Annotated in this window: 18 protein-coding genes; 15 read left to right on the top strand and 3 right to left on the bottom strand. The window is 67.2% G+C overall.

What is annotated here, in order from left to right; genetic code table 11:
• Positions 1-89: 89 nt before the first annotated feature.
• The 3 genes from ACNQR1_RS22095 (at position 90) to ACNQR1_RS22085 (ending at position 3,246) form a co-directional block, all read left to right on the top strand.
• Complete coding sequence (locus tag ACNQR1_RS22095; protein WP_418047851.1) at positions 90-545, top strand: DUF2834 domain-containing protein; 456 nt, start codon at positions 90-92, stop codon at positions 543-545.
• Positions 546-638: 93 nt separating this feature from the next.
• Positions 639-2,261: an N-6 DNA methylase gene (locus ACNQR1_RS22090; RefSeq protein ID WP_418047850.1), complete on the top strand. Its 1,623-nt coding sequence runs from the start codon at positions 639-641 to the stop codon at positions 2,259-2,261.
• Positions 2,251-3,246, top strand: a complete 996-nt coding sequence (locus ACNQR1_RS22085; protein WP_418047849.1) for a hypothetical protein — start codon at positions 2,251-2,253, stop codon at positions 3,244-3,246. The genes ACNQR1_RS22090 and ACNQR1_RS22085 overlap by 11 nt, the downstream gene beginning before the upstream one ends.
• Before the next feature lie 7 nt (positions 3,247-3,253).
• Here the strand turns inward: ACNQR1_RS22085 and ACNQR1_RS22080 are convergent, their stop codons facing one another.
• Both ACNQR1_RS22080 and ACNQR1_RS22075 read right to left on the bottom strand, forming a co-directional pair.
• On the bottom strand, positions 3,254-4,051 hold the full coding sequence (locus tag ACNQR1_RS22080; RefSeq protein WP_418047848.1) for an ABC transporter ATP-binding protein: 798 nt from the start codon (positions 4,049-4,051) through the stop codon (positions 3,254-3,256).
• Positions 4,048-4,719, bottom strand: a complete 672-nt coding sequence (locus ACNQR1_RS22075) for a FadR/GntR family transcriptional regulator (RefSeq protein ID WP_418047847.1) — start codon at positions 4,717-4,719, stop codon at positions 4,048-4,050. The genes ACNQR1_RS22080 and ACNQR1_RS22075 overlap by 4 nt, the downstream gene beginning before the upstream one ends.
• Before the next feature lie 158 nt (positions 4,720-4,877).
• On the opposite strand from ACNQR1_RS22075, the gene ACNQR1_RS22070 reads away from it, so the two are divergent.
• On the top strand, positions 4,878-6,626 hold the full coding sequence (locus tag ACNQR1_RS22070) for a 2-isopropylmalate synthase (protein WP_418047846.1): 1,749 nt from the start codon (positions 4,878-4,880) through the stop codon (positions 6,624-6,626).
• Here ACNQR1_RS22070 and ACNQR1_RS22065 read toward each other — a convergent pair.
• Positions 6,613-7,077 (bottom strand): peroxiredoxin, encoded by a 465-nt coding sequence (locus tag ACNQR1_RS22065; protein ID WP_418047845.1) that lies wholly within the window; start codon positions 7,075-7,077, stop codon positions 6,613-6,615. The two genes, ACNQR1_RS22070 and ACNQR1_RS22065, sit on opposite strands and share 14 nt — an antisense overlap.
• A 63-nt stretch (positions 7,078-7,140) precedes the next feature.
• Between ACNQR1_RS22065 and ACNQR1_RS22060 the strand changes: the two genes are divergently transcribed.
• From ACNQR1_RS22060 to pyk, 11 genes are all read left to right on the top strand, one after another.
• Entirely contained in the window at positions 7,141-8,700 is a 1,560-nt protein-coding gene (locus ACNQR1_RS22060) for an anthranilate synthase component I (protein WP_418047844.1), read from the top strand.
• Positions 8,697-9,305 (top strand): TIGR02234 family membrane protein, encoded by a 609-nt coding sequence (locus ACNQR1_RS22055; protein ID WP_418047843.1) that lies wholly within the window; start codon positions 8,697-8,699, stop codon positions 9,303-9,305. Before ACNQR1_RS22060 ends, ACNQR1_RS22055 begins: the two co-directional genes overlap by 4 nt.
• Positions 9,306-9,388: 83 nt before the next feature.
• Positions 9,389-10,207, top strand: coding sequence for an indole-3-glycerol phosphate synthase TrpC (gene trpC / locus ACNQR1_RS22050; RefSeq protein ID WP_418047842.1), 819 nt, complete (start codon positions 9,389-9,391; stop codon positions 10,205-10,207).
• A 38-nt stretch (positions 10,208-10,245) separates the two neighbouring features.
• The gene (gene trpB / locus ACNQR1_RS22045) at positions 10,246-11,511 is read left to right on the top strand and encodes a tryptophan synthase subunit beta (protein WP_418047841.1); all 1,266 of its coding nucleotides are present in this window, start codon (positions 10,246-10,248) and stop codon (positions 11,509-11,511) included.
• Complete coding sequence (gene trpA, locus ACNQR1_RS22040) at positions 11,508-12,296, top strand: tryptophan synthase subunit alpha (protein WP_418047840.1); 789 nt, start codon at positions 11,508-11,510, stop codon at positions 12,294-12,296. The genes trpB and trpA overlap by 4 nt, the downstream gene beginning before the upstream one ends.
• Positions 12,293-14,692, top strand: a complete 2,400-nt coding sequence (lgt, locus tag ACNQR1_RS22035) for a prolipoprotein diacylglyceryl transferase (protein ID WP_418047839.1) — start codon at positions 12,293-12,295, stop codon at positions 14,690-14,692. The genes trpA and lgt overlap by 4 nt, the downstream gene beginning before the upstream one ends.
• Before the next feature lie 27 nt (positions 14,693-14,719).
• Positions 14,720-15,115: an NINE protein gene (locus ACNQR1_RS22030; protein ID WP_418047838.1), complete on the top strand. Its 396-nt coding sequence runs from the start codon at positions 14,720-14,722 to the stop codon at positions 15,113-15,115.
• Complete coding sequence (locus tag ACNQR1_RS22025; RefSeq protein WP_418050447.1) at positions 15,105-15,506, top strand: DUF2752 domain-containing protein; 402 nt, start codon at positions 15,105-15,107, stop codon at positions 15,504-15,506. Before ACNQR1_RS22030 ends, ACNQR1_RS22025 begins: the two co-directional genes overlap by 11 nt.
• A 96-nt stretch (positions 15,507-15,602) precedes the next feature.
• A complete protein-coding gene (gene gltB, locus ACNQR1_RS22020) occupies positions 15,603-20,171 on the top strand; it encodes a glutamate synthase large subunit (RefSeq protein WP_418047837.1) in 4,569 nt (1,522 codons plus the stop codon).
• Positions 20,164-21,666 carry a glutamate synthase subunit beta gene (locus ACNQR1_RS22015; RefSeq protein ID WP_418047836.1) on the top strand — a complete coding sequence of 501 codons (1,503 nt, stop codon included), beginning with the start codon at positions 20,164-20,166 and terminating at the stop codon, positions 21,664-21,666. Before gltB ends, ACNQR1_RS22015 begins: the two co-directional genes overlap by 8 nt.
• 27 nt (positions 21,667-21,693) lie before the next feature.
• Positions 21,694-23,112, top strand: a complete 1,419-nt coding sequence (gene pyk, locus ACNQR1_RS22010; RefSeq protein WP_418047835.1) for a pyruvate kinase — start codon at positions 21,694-21,696, stop codon at positions 23,110-23,112.
• The last annotated feature ends 12 nt before the right edge of the window (positions 23,113-23,124 follow it).

The following is a 23,124-nucleotide window of genomic DNA, read 5'->3' as shown; positions in this document are numbered from 1 at the left end:
CTGACGCCGGAACAGTTCGTCGTGGCAGTGTTCGGCGGGAGATTGCGATTATGCGTTCAACGAACGGTCAAGATCGCCTAGCGTGAGCTATGACAACAGCCGACCAGGCCGATCAAGCATCATCCGTCCCCACGTCTCGCAAAGTTCTCTGCGTCGCCTATGGGGCTGTCGCGGTCGCCGCGCTCATCGCGACGTGGGCACCGAATCTGGATTACTCGCCTGACCGGTTCATGAGCGACTTCATGAACGACCTGAAGATCACCCCGGCGTCACGCTCGTACACGGGCGACCTTCTCCTCTTGGCTCTCGCGGCAGTCATCTTCATGGTGGTCGAGGCCAGAAAGCACGGCATCAAGTTCGTGTGGCTCTACATTGCGGGCGGCTTCGTTACCGCGATCGGCTTCACGTTTCCGTTGTTTCTGATCGCTCGTGAGTTGCGTATGGGAACGTCCGACGCGCCCCAAATTCGCGGCAGAGACACCCTCCTGCTCGCGGTGATAGCCGTCTTGATAGCCGGACATGTCATCTGGCTGGACTTCGGGTGATTCGGTGAGCAGCCGGCGCCGACGACTCAACGTAATGGGCTACCGCGCGTTGCGGTGTCCGAACTTGTCGGGGTCATCGGCAACAATTGCGGAGTGACCGACACCGCTGCGACCCGCAAAGCGCGCGGTGCGTTCTTCACCCCGCCCGAGATCTCGCGTTACCTCACCCGGTGGGCCGTCCGGTCCTCCGACGATGCGGTGTTCGAACCCGCGGCCGGAGAGGCCGCGTTCGTGGTCGAGGCCGTCACGCGGCTGGCCGAATTGGGAGTACCCCGGCCGCGGGTCGACGGCGTGGAACTCCACGCGGCCAGTGCGGCCACTGCCCGCAAGCGCGTCGCCGCCGCCGGCGGCACGGCCCACATCAGGACGGCCGATTTCTTCACGATCGACCCGCGGGCCCAATACACCGCGGTGATCGGCAATCCGCCCTACATCCGTTACCAGGAGTTCCGGGGCGCCACCCGGGCGCAGTCGCGCCGGGCCGCGCTCAAGGCCGGGGTGACGTTGTCAGGCCTGGCGTCGAGTTGGGCGGCGTTCACCGTGCATGCCGCGCTGTTCCTCAAGCCGGGTGGTCGCCTGGCACTGGTGCTGCCCGCCGAGCTGCTCAGCGTCAATTACGCGGCGGCCGTGCGGAAGTTCTTGTTCGACCGGTTCGCCAGCGTCGAGCTGGTGATGTTCGACGAGCAGGTGTTCCCCGAGGCCGAAGCGGACGTGGTCCTGCTGCTGGCCGACGGCTACGGTGGCGGGCCCTGCGGTCACGCGGTCATCCATCGGGCCCGCAATGCCGCCTCGCTGACATCTGAACTCGCACAACGGCGTTGGTCGCCGCGCGATCCTGCCGACAAGTGGGTCAGCGGCCTGATCGGCAACGCGCCGGTGGATGCCATCCACGGCCTGCACGACGACGGGCAGTTCTGCATGTTGGAGGCCTGGGGAGACACCACGCTGGGCATGGTGACCGGCAACAACAGCTTTTTTGCCCTGTCCCCGGAACGGGTGGGTGAACTGGGACTGCGGCCCTCCGACCTGCTGCCGTTGTCACCGCCCGGCAGCGCCCACCTGCGCGGCCTCACCCTGTCCGCCGAGCAGTTGACCAGGCTGGGGGAGGAGGGGCGGTCGATCCACTTGTTCCGCCCTACCGGGGCCCCATCGGCCGCCGCGCAGCGCTACATCGACGCCGGTCACGCCGCCGGGGTGCATCTGGCCTACAAGTGCCGGGTGCGCCGGCCCTGGTATCTGGTGCCGCTGGTGAATCCGGCCGACCTGCTGCTGACGTGTATGAATGCCGACACCCCGCGGTTGGTCACCAATCGGGCCAAGTCCCATCACCTCAACTCGGTGCACGGCGTGTACCTGCGCGACGAGGCGCGGACGCTGGGCCGTGACCTGCTCGGGCTGGCCGCACTGAACTCGGTGACCGTGCTGCACGCCGAGATCGTCGGCCGTTCCTACGGCGGTGGCATTCTGAAGATCGAACCTCGCGAGGCCGACCGTTGGCTGGTCCCGTCGCCCGAGTTGGTGGCGGCTCGATCCGACCAACTGCGGGCCGTCCGGCGGAGGGTCGGATCGCTGCTGGAGCGTGGCCGGCTGCTCGAGGCGACGCGCATCGTCGACGACGCGTTGGGGCTGGAGACCCGGATCGTCCTGGAACCTGTTCGGACCGCGCGCGATTCACTGGCGACACGCCGGACGGTAAGGTCTCGGCGTGCCCGCTGAACCGTCGACCAAGGCCACCGCATGGGCCATCTTCGACCGGATTGTGGCCGATGCGGCCCCGCAGGGCGTGCACACCAACCCCTGGGTGCAGGTGGCCGGCGAGCTGACCTTCGTCCCGGATTTCCGGGTGCTGCGCAAGCTGCTCGGCGTGCCGTTGTACCTGGATGCACCGTCGACCACCGGGGTTCCGGCGCTGGCACTCGATGTGTGGTTGGCCTACGAGTTGCGCCGCGCCGGATTCGATCAGGATGCGGTGTGGCCCAGGGCGACAGATCCGCGGATCATGCCCAGCGCCATCGCCAGTCTGCTCGAGGCGCTGCCGCAAAAAGAACGGCACCTCATCGAGCAACGCCTGAAGCGGTCGATGAAAGGCGTTGCCGCGTCAAGCGCCAGCGTGCTGGGCAAGCACTACATGAAGCAGGTCGACGTGGTGATGTCGGACTGGGACACCGGTCCGGAATTGCTGATCAGTACCAAGCGCATGGATTCCAGCTTCGGCAAGAACGCCGCCAACCGCGTCGAGGAAAGCTACGGCGACGCCAAGAATCTACGACTGCGCCACCCGTTGTCCGCGCTCGGATTCGTCTACGGCCTGCGCTCGACGATCCTGAGCACAGAACCGGACAAGGCCGAGTGGCTCATCGACCTGCTGCGCAAGCTCGGCACCGAGGACGACGCGTATCACGCTGTAGCGCTGGTGATGATCGACTACGACTCCGAGGTCGCCGAGTCCGCGGACGAGGAAGTCGACAGCATCGAAAAGGCCGAGCCCGATGCGCTGTTCGAGATCGTGGACGTGGCCACGGCCGCTGTCGACGAGGCGCTGGCGGCCCTGCCCGACATCGCCATCCGGCACGACACGGTGCCGCCGGCGCTGCAGCCCTCGCGTTTTCTGGCGACCATGGTCAACCGCGTCATCGACACCACACCGGTGACCCGGCACCGTGAGGCGCGTCGGCGGCGCAACACACCGGCCGAAGGTTGAGCCGCGGCTACAAAACCCGCGAGCTGGCCTTGGCCCGCGCACTCCATCTGCCGTCTTGATATCCCACCACCACCGGATGTGCGAAAGCCTCGCTGACATGTTCGGTGTTGACGACCTCGCGGGCCAGCCCGCTGGCGACGGTGCGGCCGTGTGAGATCAGCAGCGCGTGCGTGGTGCTGGTGGGCAGCTCCTCGAGGTGGTGGGTGACCAGGATCGAGGCCATGTCGGGATGCGAGTCATCCAGGGTGTCAAGCGTTTCCAGCAGCTGCTCGCGGGCAGCAACATCAAGGCCGGTGGTGGGCTCGTCGAGCAAGAGCAGCTGCGGATCAGCGATCAGGGCCCGCGCGATCAGGGTTCGGCCGCGCTCACCCTGCGACAGCGTGGGCCAGATCGCGTCGGCGCGGGCCGACAGCCCCACGGTGTCGATCAATTCGTCGGCCCGGCGCGCCTGCTCGGCGGTGGGCGTCCAGTGCGCTGCGATGTCGATGGTGGCGGTGATGCCGGTGAGCACCACCTCGCGCACGGTGAGCGGATACTGCAGGCGGTGCCGGGGGTTCACGTGACCGAGCGAGCGGCGCAGCACCGCCAGGTCGGTGCGTCCCATCTGACCGCCGAGCACGTGCACGGTCCCCGTCGTCGGAAACGTCACGGCGGCACAGAAACCCAGCAATGTGCTCTTACCGGCGCCATTGGGGCCCAACAGCGCCCAGTGCTCGCCCGACTGCACGGTCAGTGAGATGCCGTCGATGATCTGCTTACCGTCACGGCGGAAGGTCACATCGGTGATGTCGAGGACCGGGGTCATGCGAAAGACTCCTTCAATGAGCTCAAATGGGTTCTGCTGGCCGCCGCGGCGGCCTCGGGATCGCGCGCGACGATCGCGTCGGCGAGCTGCTGGTGCAGGTCGTGATCGCAGGGTTCGGAGGCGATCGGGCGGATCTTGAGCATGTCGATCATCGCCAGCCGCAGCCGCGGCAGGAACGCGTCGAACAACTGGATCAGCACCTCGTTGTGGGCCGCGGCGATCACCGCGCGATGAAACGCCATGTCCGCATCGACGTGATCGGGTACCGACTGTCCCACCACACCGCGGGCGATCAGGGTGCGCCGAATCACGCGCAGATCAGCGGGCGTGCGCCGGGTGGCGGCCAGGGCGGCGGCCTCGGCCTCGATGGCGATACGTGCCTCGATCACCGACACGATGGTGGCGCGACGCAGCACGGTGTCCCAGTCCTCGGCGGCGTCCAGCGCGGTCACGAACACCCCGGCGCCCTGGCGGCTCTCCAGCACGCCCTTGCCGGACAGTTCGCGGATCGCTTCGCGCAGGGTCGAGCGGCCCACGCCGAGCTGGGCGGCCAGGGTGGTCTCGCCGGGAAGTCGATGGCCCAGCGGCCATTCGCCCTGACGGATGCGCGCCAGGAGAAGCTGGGCGGTCTGAGTCGCCAGCGGGTGACGCTGAACTTGGGACGTCATCCAAACCTGTCTACTTGTCTGAGGAGTTGTGTAGAGTCTACCCATCATGACGCGCACCCTTCTCCTTAGCCGCCGCGGCGGGGCCTGAATCGACCGGCCCCCTGCCGTGGGGCTGTGTCGCGCCGGTCGAATCTCCCAATCCGACCGAAAGCGCCCTCATGACCACTTCTACGTTTCCCACCATCGACACCCCGGCCGGGGACGTCCCGGCGAACGCGCCGGCCTGGAACCGGCAGCGCCACTCCCAGATGCCGTCACATCGCTACGCCTCCGTCTACGACCGCGTCGAAGTCCCCCTGGTCCAACGAGATTGGCCCACGGCCCGTATTGCCGCCGCACCGCTGTGGGTGCCGGTAGATCTGCGGGACGGCAATCAGGCGTTGGCCGAGCCGATGGACCCGGCCCGCAAGCGTCGATTCTTCGAGCTACTGGTGGCCATGGGCTACAAGGAGATCGAGGTCGGCTATCCGTCGGCGTCGCAGACCGACTTCGACTTCGTGCGGCTGCTGGCGGAATCCGACATCGCCCCGCCCGACGTCACCATCGTGGTGTTCGTTCCGGCGCGCCGCGACCTGATCGAGCGCACCGTGGAGTCGGTGCGCGGGATCGGCAACGACGTCGTCATCCACATGTACACCGCCACCGCACCCACCTGGCGCGATGTCGTGCTGGGCAAGGGCCGCGCCGAATTGCGCGAGTTGATCCTGACCGGTGCACGTGACGTCCTCGAATTCACCGATGGCGTGCCCAACGTCAGGTTCGAATTCTCCCCGGAGGTGTTCAACCTCACCGAGCCGGACTACGTGCTCGGGCTGTGCGACGCGGTCACCGAGCTGTGGCAGGCCACCCCGGACCGTCCGGTCATCCTCAACCTGCCCGCCACCGTCGAGATCGCCACCCCGAACGTGTACGCGGACCAGATCGAGTACATGCACCGCAACCTGTCCCGTCGCGACAGCGTGATCCTGTCGGTGCATCCCCACAACGACCGGGGCACCGGCATCGCGTGCGCCGAGCTGGCGGTGCTGGCCGGTGCGCAGCGGGTGGAGGGTTGCGTCTTCGGCAACGGTGAACGCACCGGCAACGTCGACATCGCCACCCTGGCGCTGAATCTGCATGCCCAGGGCGTCGATCCGATGATCGACTTCTCCGACATCGACGAGGTCGCCCGCACCGTCAGTCACTGCACCCGCATGCCCATCCACGAACGCCATCCGTATGTGGGCGACATGGTGCACACCGCGTTCTCCGGGACCCACCAGGATGCGATCAAGAAGGGCTTCGCCGAACATCGCGCCAGGGCGACGGCCACCGGGCGGCCGGAAAGCGAAATCGATTGGCGGGTGCCGTATCTGCCGATCGATCCGGCGGACATCGGTCGCACGTATGACGCGGTGATCCGGGTGAATTCGCAATCCGGCAAGGGCGGCATCGCCTATCTGCTGGCCACCGATTACGGGTTGGAATTGCCGCGCCGGCTGCAGATCGACTTCGCCCGCCACGTCCAGACGCACACCGACGAAAGCGGTGCCGAGGTGACCGCCGCCGAACTTTTCGACCTGTTCGAGGCGACCTACCTCGATCCGTCCGGCCCGGTGCAACTCAAGGACTGGCGCACCGGCGGCGACGGTGCCGCCGCGGTCACCGACCTGACCTTGATGTTCGGCGGGCGAACCGTGGCCAGCAGCCATCGCGGTGTCGGGCCTGTCGATGCACTGCGGGCAGCACTCGGGGAGATCGGCCATCCGATCGAGGTGCTGAGCCTGACCCAGCAATCGATAGGCAGCATCGCCGTCAGCTACCTGGAATACCGGGCAGCCGGTCGCACGGGCTGGGCGTGCGGCCGCAGCGATTCTGTGCTCACGGCGTCGATGGCGGCGGTGCTGCGCGCGGTCAACGTGCCCTGAGCAGCTCCAGTGCCTTGTCGGCATGGGTGTCCATGCTGATCTCGCTGGAGATCACCCCGAGCACGGTGCGGTCGGTGTCGATGACGAACGTGGTCCGCTTGACGGGCATGAGCTTGCCGAGCAGGCCACGTTTGACGCCGAACTGGGCGGCCACCTTGCCGTCGGCGTCCGACAGCAACGGGTAGTCGAAGTTCTGGATGTCGGCGAACTTGGCTTGCTTGGTCACCGGGTCGGTGCTGATCCCGACCCGGCCGGCGCCGGCAGCGGCGAACTCTGCTGCCAGATCGCGGAAGTGACAGGCCTCTTTGGTGCACCCGGGAGTCATCGCCGCCGGGTAGAAGAACAGCACCACCGGGCCGTCGGCGAGCAGGCTGGTCAGGCTGCGGATCGTGCCGGTCTGATCCGGCAGTTCGAACTCGGCAACGGTGTCACCCGTCTTGAGGGATGTCATGGCTGGCTACGCTACGCCGTCTGGATGGCAGGACCGTGGACCCGATCTGGGAGAATTGCCCTCGTGCAAACCACAGCCACCCACGCACCGGGATCCTCGGGCGCCGGCTCATCGCTCGCGGTCACCACATCGCGCGAGGATTTCCGCTCGCTGGCCGCCGAGCACCGGGTCGTCCCGGTGACCCGCAAGGTACTGGCCGACAGCGAGACACCACTGTCGGCGTACCGCAAGCTCGCCGCCAACCGTCCGGGCACGTTCTTGCTGGAATCGGCCGAGAACGGTCGCTCGTGGTCGCGCTGGTCGTTCATCGGCGCCGGTGCCCCGTCCGCGCTGACGGTTCGCGACAACGAAGCGGTGTGGCTGGGCACTGCCCCCAAGGATGCCCCCAGCGGCGGTGAGCCGCTGGCCGCGCTGCGGGCCACCCTTGAAGTGCTGCAGACCGAGGCGGTGCCGGACCTGCCACCCCTGTCGTCGGGGCTGGTGGGGTATTTCGCCTATGACATGGTGCGCCGGCTGGAACGGCTCCCGGAGCTGGCGGTGGACGATCTCGGCCTGCCGGACATGGTGCTGCTGCTGGCCACCGATATCGCCGCCGTCGACCACCACGAGGGCACCATCACCCTGATCGCCAATGCGGTGAACTGGAACGGCACCGACGAGCGCGTCGACGAGGCGTACGACGATGCGGTGACTCGACTGGACGTGATGACCGCCGCCCTTGGCCAGCCGCTGCCGTCCACGGTTGCCACGTTCAGCCGGCCCGCGCCCGAGCACCGTGCCCAGCGCACGGTGGAGGAATACACGGCGATCGTCGAGAAGCTGGTCGGCGACATCGAGGCGGGCGAGGCCTTCCAGGTGGTGCCGTCGCAGCGGTTCGAGATGGATACCGCCGCCGACCCGATAGACGTCTATCGGATGCTGCGGGTGACCAACCCCAGCCCGTACATGTACCTGCTCAACGTCCCCGATGCCGATGGCGGCCTGGACTTCTCGGTCGTCGGCTCCAGCCCTGAGGCACTGGTCACGGTGAAAGACGGCCGGGCCACCACCCACCCGATCGCCGGGACCCGGTGGCGCGGCAGCACCGAGGAAGAAGACGTGCTGCTGGAGAAGGAGCTGTTGGCCGACGAGAAGGAACGCGCCGAGCACCTGATGTTGGTCGACCTCGGCCGCAACGACCTGGGGCGGGTGTGCCGCCCGGGCACCGTGCGGGTCGAGGACTACAGCCACATCGAGCGCTACAGCCACGTCATGCACCTGGTGTCCACGGTGACCGGCGAGCTGGCCGAGGGGAAGACCGCGCTGGACGCGGTGACGGCGTGCTTCCCGGCAGGCACCCTGTCGGGAGCGCCCAAGGTGCGCGCCATGGAGTTGATCGAGGAGGTCGAGAAGACCCGGCGCGGCCTGTACGGCGGGGTGCTGGGATACCTCGATTTCGCCGGCAACGCCGACTTCGCGATCGCCATCCGCACGGCGCTGATGCGCAACGGCACGGCATACGTGCAAGCCGGCGGGGGAGTCGTGGCCGATTCCAACGGCCCATACGAGTACAACGAATCGGCAAACAAGGCCAAAGCCGTGCTCAACGCCATCGCCGCCGCCGACACATTGGCCGAGCCGTGACGCGGGCAGCGCAGGCGCTGTTCGTCGTCTCGGCCGTGGTTTTGTGGGTGGCGTCGCGGATGACCTGGGTCCAGGTGAGCTCCTTCGACGGGCTCGGCCAGCCCAAGACCACGACGCTGACGGGTGCGTCCTGGTCCACGGCGCTGATCCCGCTGGCGTTGCTGGTGCTGGCCGCCGCGGTGGCCGCGCTGGCGGTGCACGGCTGGGCGCTGCGGTTGCTGGCACTGCTGATCGCCGTGGCCAGTGCGGGCATGGGCTACCTGGCGATCAGCCTGTGGGTGATCAAGGACGTCGCGGTTCGGGCCGCTGACCTGGCAGAAGTACCTCTCGCCCAGTTGACGGCGACCAGCCGTTCCTATGGGGGCGCGGTGCTGACCCTGGTGGCCGCGGTGTGTGCGCTGGCCGGTGCGGTGATGCTCATGCGGTCGGCCAACAGCACGAAGAGCGGCATTGCAGGGCGGTACGCGGCGCCGGCGGCCCGGCGTGAGGCGGTCAGGAGTGAAGACAGCGGCGAGCCGATGTCGGAGCGGATGCTCTGGGATGCGCTCGACGAAGGACATGATCCGACCGGCGACGGCGGCGATCCTGACAATAAGGGCCGGTGAATGGTGAAGGTGTGGCGGCGGCTACCCTTCCAAGGAGGGCAACCGGGACCGGCCCGGAGGCACCAGAAAGGAACCGACGGGCGATGAGTTCGGCCACAGTGCTCGACTCCATTATCGAGGGAGTCCGCGCCGACGTTGCCGCCCGCGAGGCCGTTATCAGCTTGGCTGATATCAAGGCGCGGGCCCAGGACGCACCTCCGCCGCTCAACGTGATGGCTGCGTTGCGGGAACCGGGAATTGCCGTGATCGCCGAAGTGAAGCGGGCGAGTCCGTCCCGGGGCGAGCTGGCCAACATCGCCGACCCGGCGCAGTTGGCGCAGGCCTACGAGGCCGGCGGTGCGCGGATCATCAGCGTTCTCACCGAGCAGCGCCGGTTCAACGGCTCACTCGCGGACTTGGACGCGGTGCGGGCAGCGGTGTCAATTCCGGTGTTGCGCAAGGACTTTATCGTCAAGCCCTATCAGATCCATGAGGCTCGTGCTCACGGCGCCGACCTGCTGCTGCTCATCGTGGCCGCCCTCGAACAGCCGGTGCTGGAATCGCTGTTGGAGCGCACGGAATCCCTGGGGATGACGGCGCTTGTCGAGGTGCACACCGAAGAGGAGGCCGACCGGGCTTTGCAGGCCGGAGCCAAGTTGATCGGTGTCAACGCCCGCGACCTCAAGACCCTGGAAGTCGACCGCGACTGCTTCGCCCGGATCGCTCCGGGGCTGCCCTCCGACGTCATCCGTGTGGCGGAGTCCGGAGTCCGCGGAACCGCTGACCTCCTGGCGTACGCCGGCGCGGGCGCAGATGCCGTGCTGGTCGGTGAGGGGCTGGTGACCAGCGGCGATCCCCGCAGCGCGGTCGCCGATCTGGTCACCGCCGGTACGCACCCGTCCTGCCCGAAACCGGCTCGCTGAACCCAGTCAATGAGCCGCTTGCACGAAAAGACACTTTGATGGCGGATCTCGCGGGGCCCGGACTGCCCCGTACCAGCGCAGGCGTTGCCGAACCCACCGTTCACGATCCCGACGCATTGGGACATTTCGGTTCCTACGGCGGTCGGTTGGTGCCTGAGGCCCTGATGGCGGTGATCGAAGAGGTCACTGCGGCCTACGAGAAGGCTCGCGGGGACCAAGCGTTCCTCGACGAGCTCGACCGGCTGCAGCGGCACTACAGCGGCCGGCCGTCCCCGCTGTACGAGGCCGCCAGGTTGTCCGAGCATGCCGGTGGCGCGCGGATCTTCCTCAAGCGAGAAGACCTGAACCACACCGGTTCTCACAAGATCAACAACGTCCTGGGCCAGGCATTGCTGGCCCGGCAGATGGGCAAGACCCGGGTCATCGCCGAGACCGGCGCCGGCCAGCACGGGGTGGCCACCGCCACCGCGTGTGCACTGCTCGGCCTGGAATGCATCATCTACATGGGCGCGGTGGATACCGCCCGCCAGGCCCTCAACGTCGCGCGGATGCGGTTGCTCGGAGCCGCGGTCGTCTCGGTCGAGGCCGGCTCCAAGACCCTCAAGGACGCGATCAACGAGGCGTTCCGGGATTGGGTCACCAACGCCGACGACACCTATTACTGCTTCGGCACGGCGGCAGGCCCGCACCCGTTCCCGCTGATGGTGCGCGATTTCCAGCGGGTCATCGGTATGGAGGCCAGGGCGCAGATCCTCGATCAGGCCGGCCGGTTGCCCGACGCGGTCACCGCGTGTGTCGGTGGCGGCTCGAACGCCATCGGCGTTTTCCACGCCTTCATCGACGACCCGGCGGTGCGGTTGGTCGGTTTCGAGGCCGCCGGCGACGGCGTCGAAACGGGACGGCACGCCGCGACATTCACGGGTGGCTCGCCTGGTGCGTTCCAGGGATCCTTCTCCTACCTGTTGCAGGACGAGGACGGCCAGACGATCGAATCCCATTCCATCTCAGCGGGTTTGGACTATCCGGGCGTCGGGCCCGAGCACGCCTTCCTCAAAGACATCGGCCGCGCCGAGTATCGCCCGGTCACCGATACCGAGGCGATGGACGCGTTCTCGCTGTTGTGCCGCCGCGAGGGCATCATCCCGGCGATCGAGTCGGCCCATGCCGTGGCCGGTGCCCTCAAACTCGGTCCTGAGCTGGGCAGCGGGTCGATCATCGTGGTGAACTTGTCCGGGCGTGGCGACAAGGACGTCGAGACTGCCGCCAAATGGTTCGGACTGCTCGATGAGGGGAGCGCGGGATGAGCCGGCTGGCGGAGTTGTTCGACGGCTGCCGTGCCGAGGGACGTGCCGCGCTGATCGGTTACCTGCCCACCGGATTCCCTGATGTGCAGACGTCCATCGCAGCGATGACGGCGATGGTCGAATCCGGTTGCGACCTGGTCGAAGTCGGGGTGCCCTACTCGGATCCGGGGATGGACGGACCGACGATCGCGGCCGCCACCGAGGCCGCACTGGCCGGCGGCGTGCGGGTACGCGACACCCTGGCCGCGGTCGAGGCGATCAGCAACGCGGGCGGCCGCGCGGTGGTGATGACGTACTGGAACCCCGTGCTGCGCAAGGGTGTTGACACGTTCGCCCGCGACCTGGCTTCGGCCGGAGGATACGGGCTGATCACCCCTGACCTGATCCCCGAGGAAGCCGTCGACTGGGTCGCGGCATCCGAGGAACACAATCTGGACCGGATCTTTCTGGTCGCCCCGTCCTCGACGCCGGAACGGCTGGCGGCGACGGTGACCGCTTCGCGAGGCTTCGTCTACGCCGCATCGACCATGGGCGTCACCGGGGCACGCGATGTGGTTTCGAATGCGGCCCCGGAATTGGTGCGCCGCGTCAAGGAAGTGTCCGACATCCCCGTCGGGGTGGGGCTCGGCGTGCGCTCTGGAGCGCAGGCAGCCGAGATCGGCGCGTACGCAGACGGAGTCATCGTCGGGTCGGCCCTGGTGTCGGCCCTGGGCGAGGGTTTGGACGCGGTGCGTCGCCTCACCGAAGAATTGGCCAACGGCGTTAGGCAGAGGATTTCAGCTTGACCACTACCGTGCTCGCGTATTTGCCCAGCCCGTCACAGGGCGTCTGGCATCTGGGGCCGGTGCCGATCCGCGCGTATGCGCTCTGCATCATCGTGGGCATCATCGCGGCATTGGTCATCGGGGACCGGCGTTGGCAGGCGCGGGGCGGGCAACCCGGCGTCATCTATGACATCGCCTTGTGGGCAGTGCCTTTCGGGCTCGTCGGTGGCCGCCTGTACCACGTCATGACCGACTGGCCCACATATTTCGGGCCAAGCGGTAAGGGGCTCGGTGCCGCGTTCCAGGTGTGGCAGGGCGGCCTCGGCATCTGGGGCGCTGTCGCGCTCGGAGGCGTCGGAGCCTGGATCGGTTGTCGCTCACGCGGGATACCGCTGCCGGCGTTCGGTGATGCCATCGCGCCCGGAATCATCCTGGCCCAGGCGATCGGTCGGCTCGGAAACTACTTCAACCAAGAGCTTTACGGTGGCGACACCACGCTGCCGTGGGGCCTGGAGATCTACAAACGCGTCAACGCCATCGGTCAGGTCGATGAGCTGAACGGGGTCTCCACCGGAGAAGTCGTGAAGGTGGTCCACCCCACCTTCCTGTACGAATTGCTCTGGAACCTGCTGATTTTCGCGCTGCTGATCTGGGCCGACCGCAAGTTCAAACTCGGCCACGGCCGGCTGTTCGCGCTCTATGTGGCCGGTTACTGCGCGGGCCGCTTCCTGGTCGAATTGATGCGCAGCGACCCGGCGACCGAATTCGCCGGTATCCGAGTCAACACCTTCACCTCGACATTCGTATTCATCGGCGCCGTCGTCTACATCATGTTGGCGACCAAGGGACGCGAAGACCCGGCGACCTTGGCGGGCAAGCCAGATGAGGACGAATCGACGGCCGACGAACTCGGCAAGGAGCTTGTTGCCGCAGCGGCGACCACAGGTGTCGTCGCTGCCGCGGCGGTGGCCGGTCAGGACGATGACGAGGATGCAGACCACATGCATCCGGACGAGGTCGGCGCCAGCGAGGACGACGGAGCCGAGGCTGCCGCTGCGATCGAACTGAAGGCCATCACCAACGAGCCTGACGAGTCTGAAGAAGGCGAAGCGGACGAGGACGAGGCGGAAGCCGAATTCGAGGAAGCCGCCGAAGACGAGGCTGCTGACGAGGACACCGAGCGGGACTCCGGCGAGGCCGTTGTTGACGCCGACACCGCCGAATCTGACGATGCCGAATCCGAGGCTGACGAGATCGCGGTCGAGTCTGAGGATGAGGCGGAAGACGGCGAGGAGGCCGAGCCAGCCGAATCGGTGGATGCCGACGAGGACGCCGAAGAAGATGTCACGGAAGAGGCTGTAGCGGACGCTGAGGCTGAGGCCGAGGTTGAGCCCGAGGCCGAGAGCGAAGCCGACGACGAGTCGATCGAAACTGACGACGAGGCCGACGCTGAGGATGCTGAGTCGGTCGAATCCGTGGACGTCGATGAAGCGGGCGAAGCGGAAGCGCTGGAAGCTGACGACGCCGAGGTCGAGTTCGAGGCCGGCGAGGAAACCGCGGCACAGGTGGCCGAGGACGAAGGCGCTGAAGAAGCTGCGGAAGCCGAAGCTGCGGTGTCTGTCGAGTCTGTGGACGGCGATGAAGCGGGCGAAGCCGAAGCACTGGTAGCTGATGATGCCGAGGCCGAAGCTGGTGAGGAAACCGCCGACGAGGCCACCGACGCCGTAGGCGAGGCCGACCTCACGGAAGAGGCTGCAGAAGAAGTTGACGCCCCGGCTGAGGAAGATGCTGAGGCAGAGGTTGCGGAAGATGCGGCCGACGCTGCTGACGATGCCGCTGAGCCGGTCGAGTCGGAGGTCACCGATGAAGGTGAGCCCGAGGACGCCGACGAGGGTGCCGTCGAATCACCGTCGGCCGATGAGCTCGAGCAGGATGCGGCTGCGGTAGAAGAGAATCCCTCCGAAGCCGAAGCCGAAGCCGAAGCCGAAGCCGAAGCCGAAGCCGAAGCCGAAGCCGAAGCCGAAGCCGAAGCCGAAGCCGGCGAGAGCGACGAGGTGGCGGACGAGGACGGCGACGCGGCTGCTGACGCGGCGGATGCCGACGAGGATGCCGAACCTGCTGAGCCGTCCGACATCGAGTCCGTGTCCGTGTCCGAGGTCGAGTCTGAGGACGAGACCGACGAGGGCGAGGCCGCTGAATCCGCGGATGACGCAGAGTCTGACAGCGACGAGTCGGACGAAACCGACGATGACGCCGACGGCGAAGACGAGGAAGGCGCCGAAGAAGCGGTCGCCGACGAGTCCGAGGACGATGCACCAGCGGAGGCCGAGGCCGAATCACCGGCTGAGGTCGAGCAGCCCGAGCCGGCTCCGCAAGGCGGCCGGGTACGGCGGCGCTGGTTCCGGCGCAACCGGTAACAGGCCGGGCTCTGGCATCCTGGCTGTATGACTGATCCGTCTCAGTCCCCGGACCCATTGAGCGGCCCGCAGCCGGAGAGCTTTCCGCCGCCTGCCGGCTATCCGCCGCCGCCGGGCTACCCGCCGTATCCGTCGCCGTATGGGGACCCGAGCGCGCCCTACGGCCGTCATCCGATCACCGGTGAGCCGTTCTCCGACAAGTCCAAGGTGATCGCCGGTCTGCTGCAGTTACTGGGGCTGTTCGGCATCGTCGGTATCGGGCGTATCTACATCGGCGATACCAAGTTGGGCGTCATCCAGTTGATCGTGGGTTTGGTCACCTGCACCATCGGCGCCATCGTGTGGGGAATCATCGACGCGGTCCAGATCCTCACCGACAAGGTGCGTGACCCGGACGGGCGTCCGCTGCGCGATGGAACGTAGCGGCCGTAGCACCACCTCGTCAGCGCGGTACTCGCTGCTGGCCGGGGGTACGCTCGCGGCCGGCGCGCTCGTGTACATCGGTGTTGCCGATCCGCATCGTCCGGGGTTCTTGTTCCCGGGGTGCCCGTTCAAGGCCCTGACCGGCTGGGACTGCCCGGCCTGTGGCGGCCTGCGGATGACGCACGATCTGCTGCACGGTGACGTGGGTGCGGCGGTTGTCGACAACGTGTTCGCCCTGGTCGGCCTTCCCGCCCTGGCTGTGTGGCTGTTGGTGCGGTGGCGGCTGGGCAAGACGCTGTTCCCGCTGCCCGTGGTGGTGACGATCGTGGTGACTGCGGTGGTCTGGACGGTGGTGCGCAACCTACCGGGCTTCCCCCTGGTCCCGACTTAACTGCTCAGTAGTAGCCCACCTGCGCTGATACACTGAAAATTCGGGCCGGTGCAGTCCCGGGACCAGGATGTTCCGGACTTGCGGAGGTGCGATCAAGTGCTGTTCTCGGCATTGCCAGATGCGCAGGGGCTCTATGACCCCGCCAATGAGGCCGATTCCTGCGGCGTGGCCATGATCACCGATATCCAGGGCCGCCGTTCCCACGGCATCGTCAGCGACGGTTTGACCGCGCTCGAACACCTCGAACACCGCGGAGCTGCCGGGGCCGAACCCAACAGTGGTGACGGTGCCGGCATCCTGCTACAACTGCCGGTCGAACTGCTGCGCGAGGTGGTCAACTTCGCCCTTCCGGGACCGGCTGAGGACGGCAGCAACACCTTCGCCGCCGGCCTCTGTTTCCTGCCGCAGGACGAGGACGCGCGCAGTGCCGCTCGCGCCCGCATCGAGGCGTTGGCCGCCGAGGAAGGCCTTGAGGTTCTGGGCTGGCGCGCGGTGCCGGTGGATCCGGACGGGGCCGGGATCGGCTCGACCGCGCTCGGTTGTATGCCACACATGGAGCAGCTGTTCGTCGCGACGCCGGAGGCCGATGGTGTCCGGGTGGGCGGAATCGAGCTCGACCGCAAGGTTTATCCGCTGCGCAAGAGGGCCGAGCAGGGCACGGGTGCCGACGCGGTCTACTTCGCGTCGCTGTCCAGCCGGACCGTCGTCTACAAGGGCATGCTGACGACAATGCAGCTGCCGCAATACTTTCCGGACCTGCGTGACGAACGCTGCATGAGCGCGATCGCGATCGTGCACAGCCGGTTCTCCACGAACACGTTCCCGTCCTGGCCGCTGGCGCATCCGTTCCGGTTCGTCGCACACAACGGCGAGATCAACACCGTGCGCGGGAACCGCAACCGCATGCATGCCCGCGAGGCGCTGCTTGCCAGCGCCCGGATTCCCGGTGACCTGAGCCGGTTGTCGCCCATCTGCACGCCCGACGCCTCCGACTCGGCGTCCTTCGACGAGGTACTCGAGCTCCTGCACCTGGGCGGGCGCAGTCTGCCACATGCGGTGCTGATGATGATCCCGGAGGCATGGCAGAACGCCACCACCATGGATGCGGCCGAGCGCGCATTCTGGAAATTCCACGCGTCGTTGATGGAGCCGTGGGACGGTCCGGCCTGCGTCACCTTCACCGACGGCACTGTGGTGGGTGCGGTGTTGGACCGCAACGGTTTACGGCCGGGCCGCTGGTGGCGCACGGTCGACGACCGGGTCATCCTGGCCAGTGAGAGCGGTGTCCTGGACGTGCCGTCGGGGGAGGTTGTCGCCAAGGGCCGGCTCCAGCCGGGCAAGATGTTCCTGGTCGACACCGCCGCCGGCCGTATCGTGCCCGACGACGAGATCAAAGAACAGCTGGCCGCGGCCGAACCCTACGGTGAGTGGCTGCACGCCGGACTGCTGGATCTCAACACATTGCCCGAGCGGTCCCGTATCCAGCCGAATCACGATTCGGTGGTGCGTCGGCAGATCGCCTTCGGTTACACCGAAGAGGAACTGCGGATCCTGCTGACGCCGATGGCCGCGTCCGCCGGTGAGCCGCTCGGTTCGATGGGCACCGATACCCCCGTCGCGGTGCTCTCGAAGCGTTCACGGCTGCTGTACGACTACTTCATCGAGCTGTTCGCCCAGGTGACAAACCCGCCGCTGGATGCCATTCGCGAAGAGGTGGTCACCTCGATGGCCCGCGTGATGGGGCCTGAGGAAAACCTGTTGGAACCCTCGGCGGCGTCATGTCGTCAGATCGTGCTGCGCTGGCCGGTGCTCGACAACGACGAGCTGGGCAAGATCGTCCACATCAACGACGACGGCGAACATCCGGGTCTGCGTACCACGGTGCTGCGTGCCCTCTACGACGTCGAACGCGGTGGGGAGGGATTGGCCGAGGCGATCGAGGACCTGCAGATGCGGGCCACCGAGGCCATTGCCAAAGGCGCTCGCACGCTGGTGATCTCGGATCGGGACTCCGACCACACCAGGGCCCCGATCCCGTCGCTGCTGGCGGTCTCGGCGGTGCACCACCACCTGGTGCGCACCAAGGAACGGACCAAGGTGGCGCTCGTGGTGGAAAGCGGCGACGCCCGCGAAGTCCATCACATCGCGATGCTCATCGGGTACGGCGCGGCCGCGGTCAATCCCTACCTCGCATTCGAGTCGATCGAGGACCTGATCCGCGAGGGCGAGCTGACCGGGATCGAAACTGCCACCGCCGTGCGCAATTACGTCAAGGCGCTGGGCAAGGGCGTGGTCAAGGTGATGAGCAAGATGGGCATCTCCACGGTCGCGTCCTACACCGCCGCACAGGTTTTCGAGGCGATCGGGCTGAGCCGCGACGTCGTCGACGAGTACTTCACCGGCACCACCAGTCAACTCGGCGGCGTCGGGCTGGATGTGCTGGCCGAGGAGGTCAAGCTGCGCCACCGGCGGGCCTACCCGGAGAACCCGACCGAACGGGTGCACCGGCGCCTCGAAGTCGGCGGTGAGTACGCATTCCGCAGGGAGGGCGAGCTGCACCTGTTCACCCCGGAAGTGGTGTTCCTGCTGCAGCATTCGACCCGTACCGGGCGTCGCGACATTTTCGCCAAGTACTCCGAGGAGGTCGACCGGCTGTCCCGGGAAGGTGGGGCACTGCGCGGCCTGTTCGAGTTCAAGAAGGGGCTACGGCCCCCGGTCCCGTTGGAGGAGGTCGAACCGGTCGAAGCCATCGTGACCCGCTTCAACACCGGGGCCATGAGCTACGGGTCCATCTCGGCGGAGGCTCACGAGACCATGGCGATCGCCATGAACAACCTCGGTGGGCGGTCCAACAGTGGTGAAGGCGGGGAGGACGTAGACCGGCTCTACGATCCGCGCCGGCGCAGTGCGGTCAAACAGGTCGCCTCCGGCCGCTTCGGCGTCACCAGTGACTATCTGGTGAACGCCACCGACATCCAGATCAAGATGGCTCAAGGCGCCAAACCCGGCGAGGGAGGCCAGCTTCCGGGATACAAGGTGTATCCCAACATCGCCAAGACCCGGCACTCCACGCCCGGTGTGGGACTGATCTCGCCACCTCCGCACCACGACATCTATTCGATCGAGGATCTCGCCCAACTCATCCACGACCTGAAGAACGCGAACGCTGACGCGCGGATCCACGTGAAGCTGGTCAGCAGTGTCGGGGTCGGCACGGTCGCGGCCGGGGTGTCCAAGGCGCATGCCGACGTGGTGCTGATCTCGGGGTACGACGGCGGCACCGGTGCTGCGCCGTTGACCTCGCTCAAGCACGCCGGAGCGCCGTGGGAGATCGGGCTGGCCGACACCCAGCAGACACTGGTGCTCAACGGTTTGCGTGATCGGATCACCGTGCAGTGCGACGGTGGCATGCGCAGCGCACGCGATGTGATCGTGGCGGCGCTGCTGGGCGCTGAGGAGTTCGGTTTCGCCACCGCACCTCTGGTGGTGTCGGGCTGCATCATGATGCGCGTCTGCCATCTGGATACCTGCCCGGTCGGAGTGGCCACGCAGAACCCCGAACTGCGGGCACGGTTCAACGGCAAGCCCGAGTTCGTCGAGAACTTCTTCACGTTCATCGCCGAGGACATCCGGCACTACCTGGCGGAGTTGGGGTTCCGCAGCATCGACGAGGCGGTCGGCCATGCCGAGATGCTCGACACCGATCCCGGTGTGGCGCACTGGAAGAGCCGTGGCCTCGACCTCAGCCCGATCTTCGCACTGCCGACCGACGCCGACGGCAGCGTGCTCACCCAGCGACGGCGGGTTCGCGGTCAGGATCACGGACTCGACCAGGCACTCGATCAGACCTTGATCCAACTTGCCGAGGGTGCGCTGGAAGATGCCCATCCGGTTCGGCTTGAGCTGCCGGTGCGCAACGTCAACCGCACGGTGGGCACCCTGCTGGGTGCCGAGGTCACCCGTCGCTACGGCGCGGCCGGGTTGCCCGACAACACTATTCACATCACCCTGACGGGGTCGGCCGGCCAGTCGATCGGAGCCTTCCTGCCGCCGGGGGTCACCCTGGAGCTGATCGGTGATGCCAACGACTACGTGGGCAAGGGACTCTCGGGAGGACGGGTGATCGTGCGACCGCCCGACGACGTGTTGTTCCTGCCGGAGGACAACGTGATCGCCGGCAACACCCTGCTCTACGGCGCCACCTCGGGTGAGGTGTTCCTGCGGGGCCGGGTCGGCGAGCGGTTCTGCGCCCGCAATTCCGGAGCCCTGTCCGTCGTCGAGGGCGTGGGCGACCATGCCTGCGAGTACATGACGGGTGGCCGGGTGGTGATCCTGGGCAAGACGGGACGCAACCTGGCTGCCGGCATGTCCGGCGGTATCGCCTACGTGCTGGGCCTGGACCCGGCCAAGGTCAACACCGAGATGGTGCAACTGCAGCTGCTGGAACCCGAGGACCTGACCTGGCTGCATGATGTGGTCGCGGCCCATGCGCGCCACACCGGCAGTACGCTCGCAGCCTCGATCCTGGCCGACTGGCCCAGGCGCAGTGCGCAATTCACCAAAGTAATGCCCACCGACTACCAGCGTGTGCTGCAGGCGACCCGGATGGCCAAGGCCGAGGGACGCGATGTGGACAGCGCGATCATGGAGGCCAGCCGTGGCTGATCCGACCGGATTTCTTCGGGTACCCAAGATCGAGGCCGCCAAGCGGCCGGTCGAGGAACGCGTGGGGGACTGGCGCGAGGTATACGAGCGTGAGGACCCCAACGAGCGCGCCGGGGAGGTGGCGCAGCAGGCGCGTCGCTGCATGGACTGCGGAATCCCGTTCTGCCACTCCGGCAAAGCCGGCTGCCCGTTGGGCAACCTGATCCCGGAATGGAACGACCTGGTGCGGCGGGGTCGCTGGGACGCGGCCAGCGATCGCCTGCACGCCACGAACAATTTCCCGGAGTTCACCGGTCGGCTGTGCCCGGCGCCGTGTGAGGCGGCCTGCGTGCTGTCGATCGCCGAGGAGCAGACCGGCGGCAGTGTGACGATCAAGCGGATCGAGCAGACGATCGCCGACCACGCCTGGATGAACGGCACCGTCGAGCCTCAGCCGGCTGCGATCTCCACCGGCAAGAGCGTCGCTGTCGTCGGCTCAGGCCCGGCGGGTCTGGCTGCCGCACAACAACTCACCCGCGCCGGCCACGAGGTCACGGTCTACGAGCGCGACGACCGGGTGGGTGGATTGCTGCGCTACGGCATCCCCGAGTACAAGCTCGAGAAGTCGGTGCTCAATCAGCGCTTGGCCCAGATGCGCGCCGAGGGAACGCGATTCGTCACCGAATGTGAGGTCGGCGTCGATCTGACCGTGGAGCAGTTGCGCCAGCGCCATCAGGCGGTGGTGCTGGCGGTCGGTGCGCTGCGGGGTCGCGACAACGAGGTGCCCGGCCGGGAACTCGACGGCGTGCACCTCGCCATGGAGCATCTGGTGCCGGCCAACCGGGAATGTGAGGGTGACTCCTCCACGCCTCTCTCGGCCGCAGGCAAACACGTGGTGATCATCGGTGGCGGTGACACCGGCGCCGACTGCCTGGGCACCGCGCACCGCCAAGGCGCCGCCTCGGTGACTCAGCTGGACTACAACGCCGAGCCGCCCGAGATCCGCGACGACGACCTCTCGCCGTGGCCCACCTGGCCGTTGGTGCTGCGGACCTCCCCGGCCCACGCCGAGGGTGGCGCCCGCCGTTTCGAGGTGGCTGTGCAGCGATTCATCGGCGACGACAACGGCCATGTGCGGGCCATCGAGATCGCCGAGGTCCGGGTGACACGGGACGCCGAGGGGCGCCGCGAGATCACCCCGGTGGGCGAGTCGTTGCAGATTCCCTGCGACCTGGCATTGCTGGCGATCGGGTTCGAGGGTGTCGAGCACATGGCGTTGCTCGACGGGTTGAACCTGAAACTGACCCGGCGCGGCACCGTGTCCTGCGGTTCGGACTGGCAGACCGACGCCCCTGGGGTGTTCGTGTGCGGCGACGCGCACCGCGGCGCCTCGCTGGTCGTGTGGGCCATCGCCGAGGGCCGCAGCGCGGCGCACGCGGTCGACGCGTACCTGATGGGCGAGTCGGATCTGCCGGCCCCGGTGCGGCCGGGCACCCTCCCTCTGGCCGTCATCTGAATCGATTAACGACTATGCTGACATGACGTGAGCAGACGCGGAAAGATCGTTTGTACGCTTGGCCCCGCTACCAGCACGGATGAGACGGTACGGGCCCTGGTGGAGGCCGGTATGGATGTCGCCCGGCTGAACTTCAGCCATGGTGATTACACCGACCACGAGGCCGCCTACAAGCGGGTGCGGGCGGCATCGGATGCCACCGGTCGCGCCGTGGGTGTACTCGCTGACCTGCAGGGTCCCAAGATCCGCCTCGGCCGCTTCGCCGAGGGCCCGACCTACTGGGCGGCCGGTGAATCGGTGCGGATCACCGTCGATGACTGTGAGGGCACCCATGACCGGGTGTCGACCACCTACAAGCGGCTGGCCGAGGATGCCCGGCCGGGCGACCGTGTCCTCGTCGACGACGGCAACGTCGGTCTGAAGGTCGACGAGATCGACGGCAACGACGTGGTCTGCACGGTCACCGAGGGCGGTCCGGTCAGCAACAACAAGGGCATGTCGCTGCCCGGGATGAACGTGACGGCCCCGGCGCTGTCCGAGAAGGACATCGAGGATCTCGAATTCGCGCTGCGCCTGGGCGTCGATCTCATCGCCCTGTCGTTCGTCCGTTCGCCCGCCGACATCGAACTCGTCCACGAGGTGATGGACCGGGTCGGCCGACGCGTTCCGGTGATCGCCAAGCTGGAGAAGCCGGAGGCCGTCGAGAACCTCGAGGCGATCGTGCTGGCGTTCGACGCGATCATGGTCGCCCGCGGTGACCTCGGCGTCGAACTGCCGCTGGAGGAAGTGCCGCTGGTCCAGAAGCGGGCCATCCAGATGGCAAGGGAGAACGCCAAACCCGTCATCGTGGCCACCCAGATGCTGGAATCGATGATCGAGAGCTCCCGGCCCACCCGGGCCGAGGCCTCCGACGTCGCCAACGCCGTCCTCGACGGTGCGGACGCGGTGATGCTCTCCGGGGAGACCTCGGTCGGCAAGTATCCGCTGGAGGCCGTTAAGACGATGGCCCGCATCATCAAGGCGGTCGAGGACAACTCGGTCACGGTGCCCCCGCTGACACACACCCCCCGCACCAAGCGCGGCGTGATCTCCTACGCGGCCCGCGACATCGGTGAGCGCCTCGACGCCAAGGCGCTGGTGGCCTTCACCCAATCCGGGGACACCGTCCGCCGCCTCGCCCGGTTGCACACCCCGCTTCCGGTCCTGGCGTTCACGGCGCTTCCCGAGGTCCGCAGTCAGCTGGCGCTGACCTGGGGCACCGAGACGTTCATCGTGCCGCAGATGGCCAGCACCGACGACATGATCCGCCAGGTGGACAAGTCGCTGCTGGATCTTGGCCGGTACAAGCGCGGTGAGCTGGTGGTCATCGTCGCGGGCGCTCCGCCGGGCACAGTAGGCTCCACGAATCTGATCCACGTGCACCGCATCGGGGAGGACGACGTCTAGCGGTCCTCAGCC

Source organism: Mycobacterium sp. 48b (assembly GCF_048282725.1).
Taxonomy (GTDB): Bacteria; Actinomycetota; Actinomycetes; order Mycobacteriales; family Mycobacteriaceae; genus Mycobacterium.
This window is presented reverse-complemented; position numbering and strand designations above follow the sequence as displayed.

Excerpts from the sequence above, each read along its gene's own strand:
- ACNQR1_RS22080 (WP_418047848.1), bottom strand. The coding sequence starts at position 4,051 with ATGACCCCGGTCCTCGACATCACCGATGTGACCTTCCGCCGTGACGGT.
- trpA (WP_418047840.1), top strand. The coding sequence starts at position 11,508 with ATGAGCCGGCTGGCGGAGTTGTTCGACGGCTGCCGTGCCGAGGGACGT.
- trpC (WP_418047842.1), top strand. The coding sequence starts at position 9,389 with ATGAGTTCGGCCACAGTGCTCGACTCCATTATCGAGGGAGTCCGCGCC.
- ACNQR1_RS22030 (WP_418047838.1), top strand. The coding sequence starts at position 14,720 with ATGACTGATCCGTCTCAGTCCCCGGACCCATTGAGCGGCCCGCAGCCG.
- ACNQR1_RS22075 (WP_418047847.1), bottom strand. The coding sequence starts at position 4,719 with ATGACGTCCCAAGTTCAGCGTCACCCGCTGGCGACTCAGACCGCCCAG.
- ACNQR1_RS22065 (WP_418047845.1), bottom strand. The coding sequence starts at position 7,077 with ATGACATCCCTCAAGACGGGTGACACCGTTGCCGAGTTCGAACTGCCG.
- ACNQR1_RS22025 (WP_418050447.1), top strand. The coding sequence starts at position 15,105 with ATGGAACGTAGCGGCCGTAGCACCACCTCGTCAGCGCGGTACTCGCTG.
- trpB (WP_418047841.1), top strand. The coding sequence starts at position 10,246 with ATGGCGGATCTCGCGGGGCCCGGACTGCCCCGTACCAGCGCAGGCGTT.
- ACNQR1_RS22095 (WP_418047851.1), top strand. The coding sequence starts at position 90 with ATGACAACAGCCGACCAGGCCGATCAAGCATCATCCGTCCCCACGTCT.
- ACNQR1_RS22070 (WP_418047846.1), top strand. The coding sequence starts at position 4,878 with ATGACCACTTCTACGTTTCCCACCATCGACACCCCGGCCGGGGACGTC.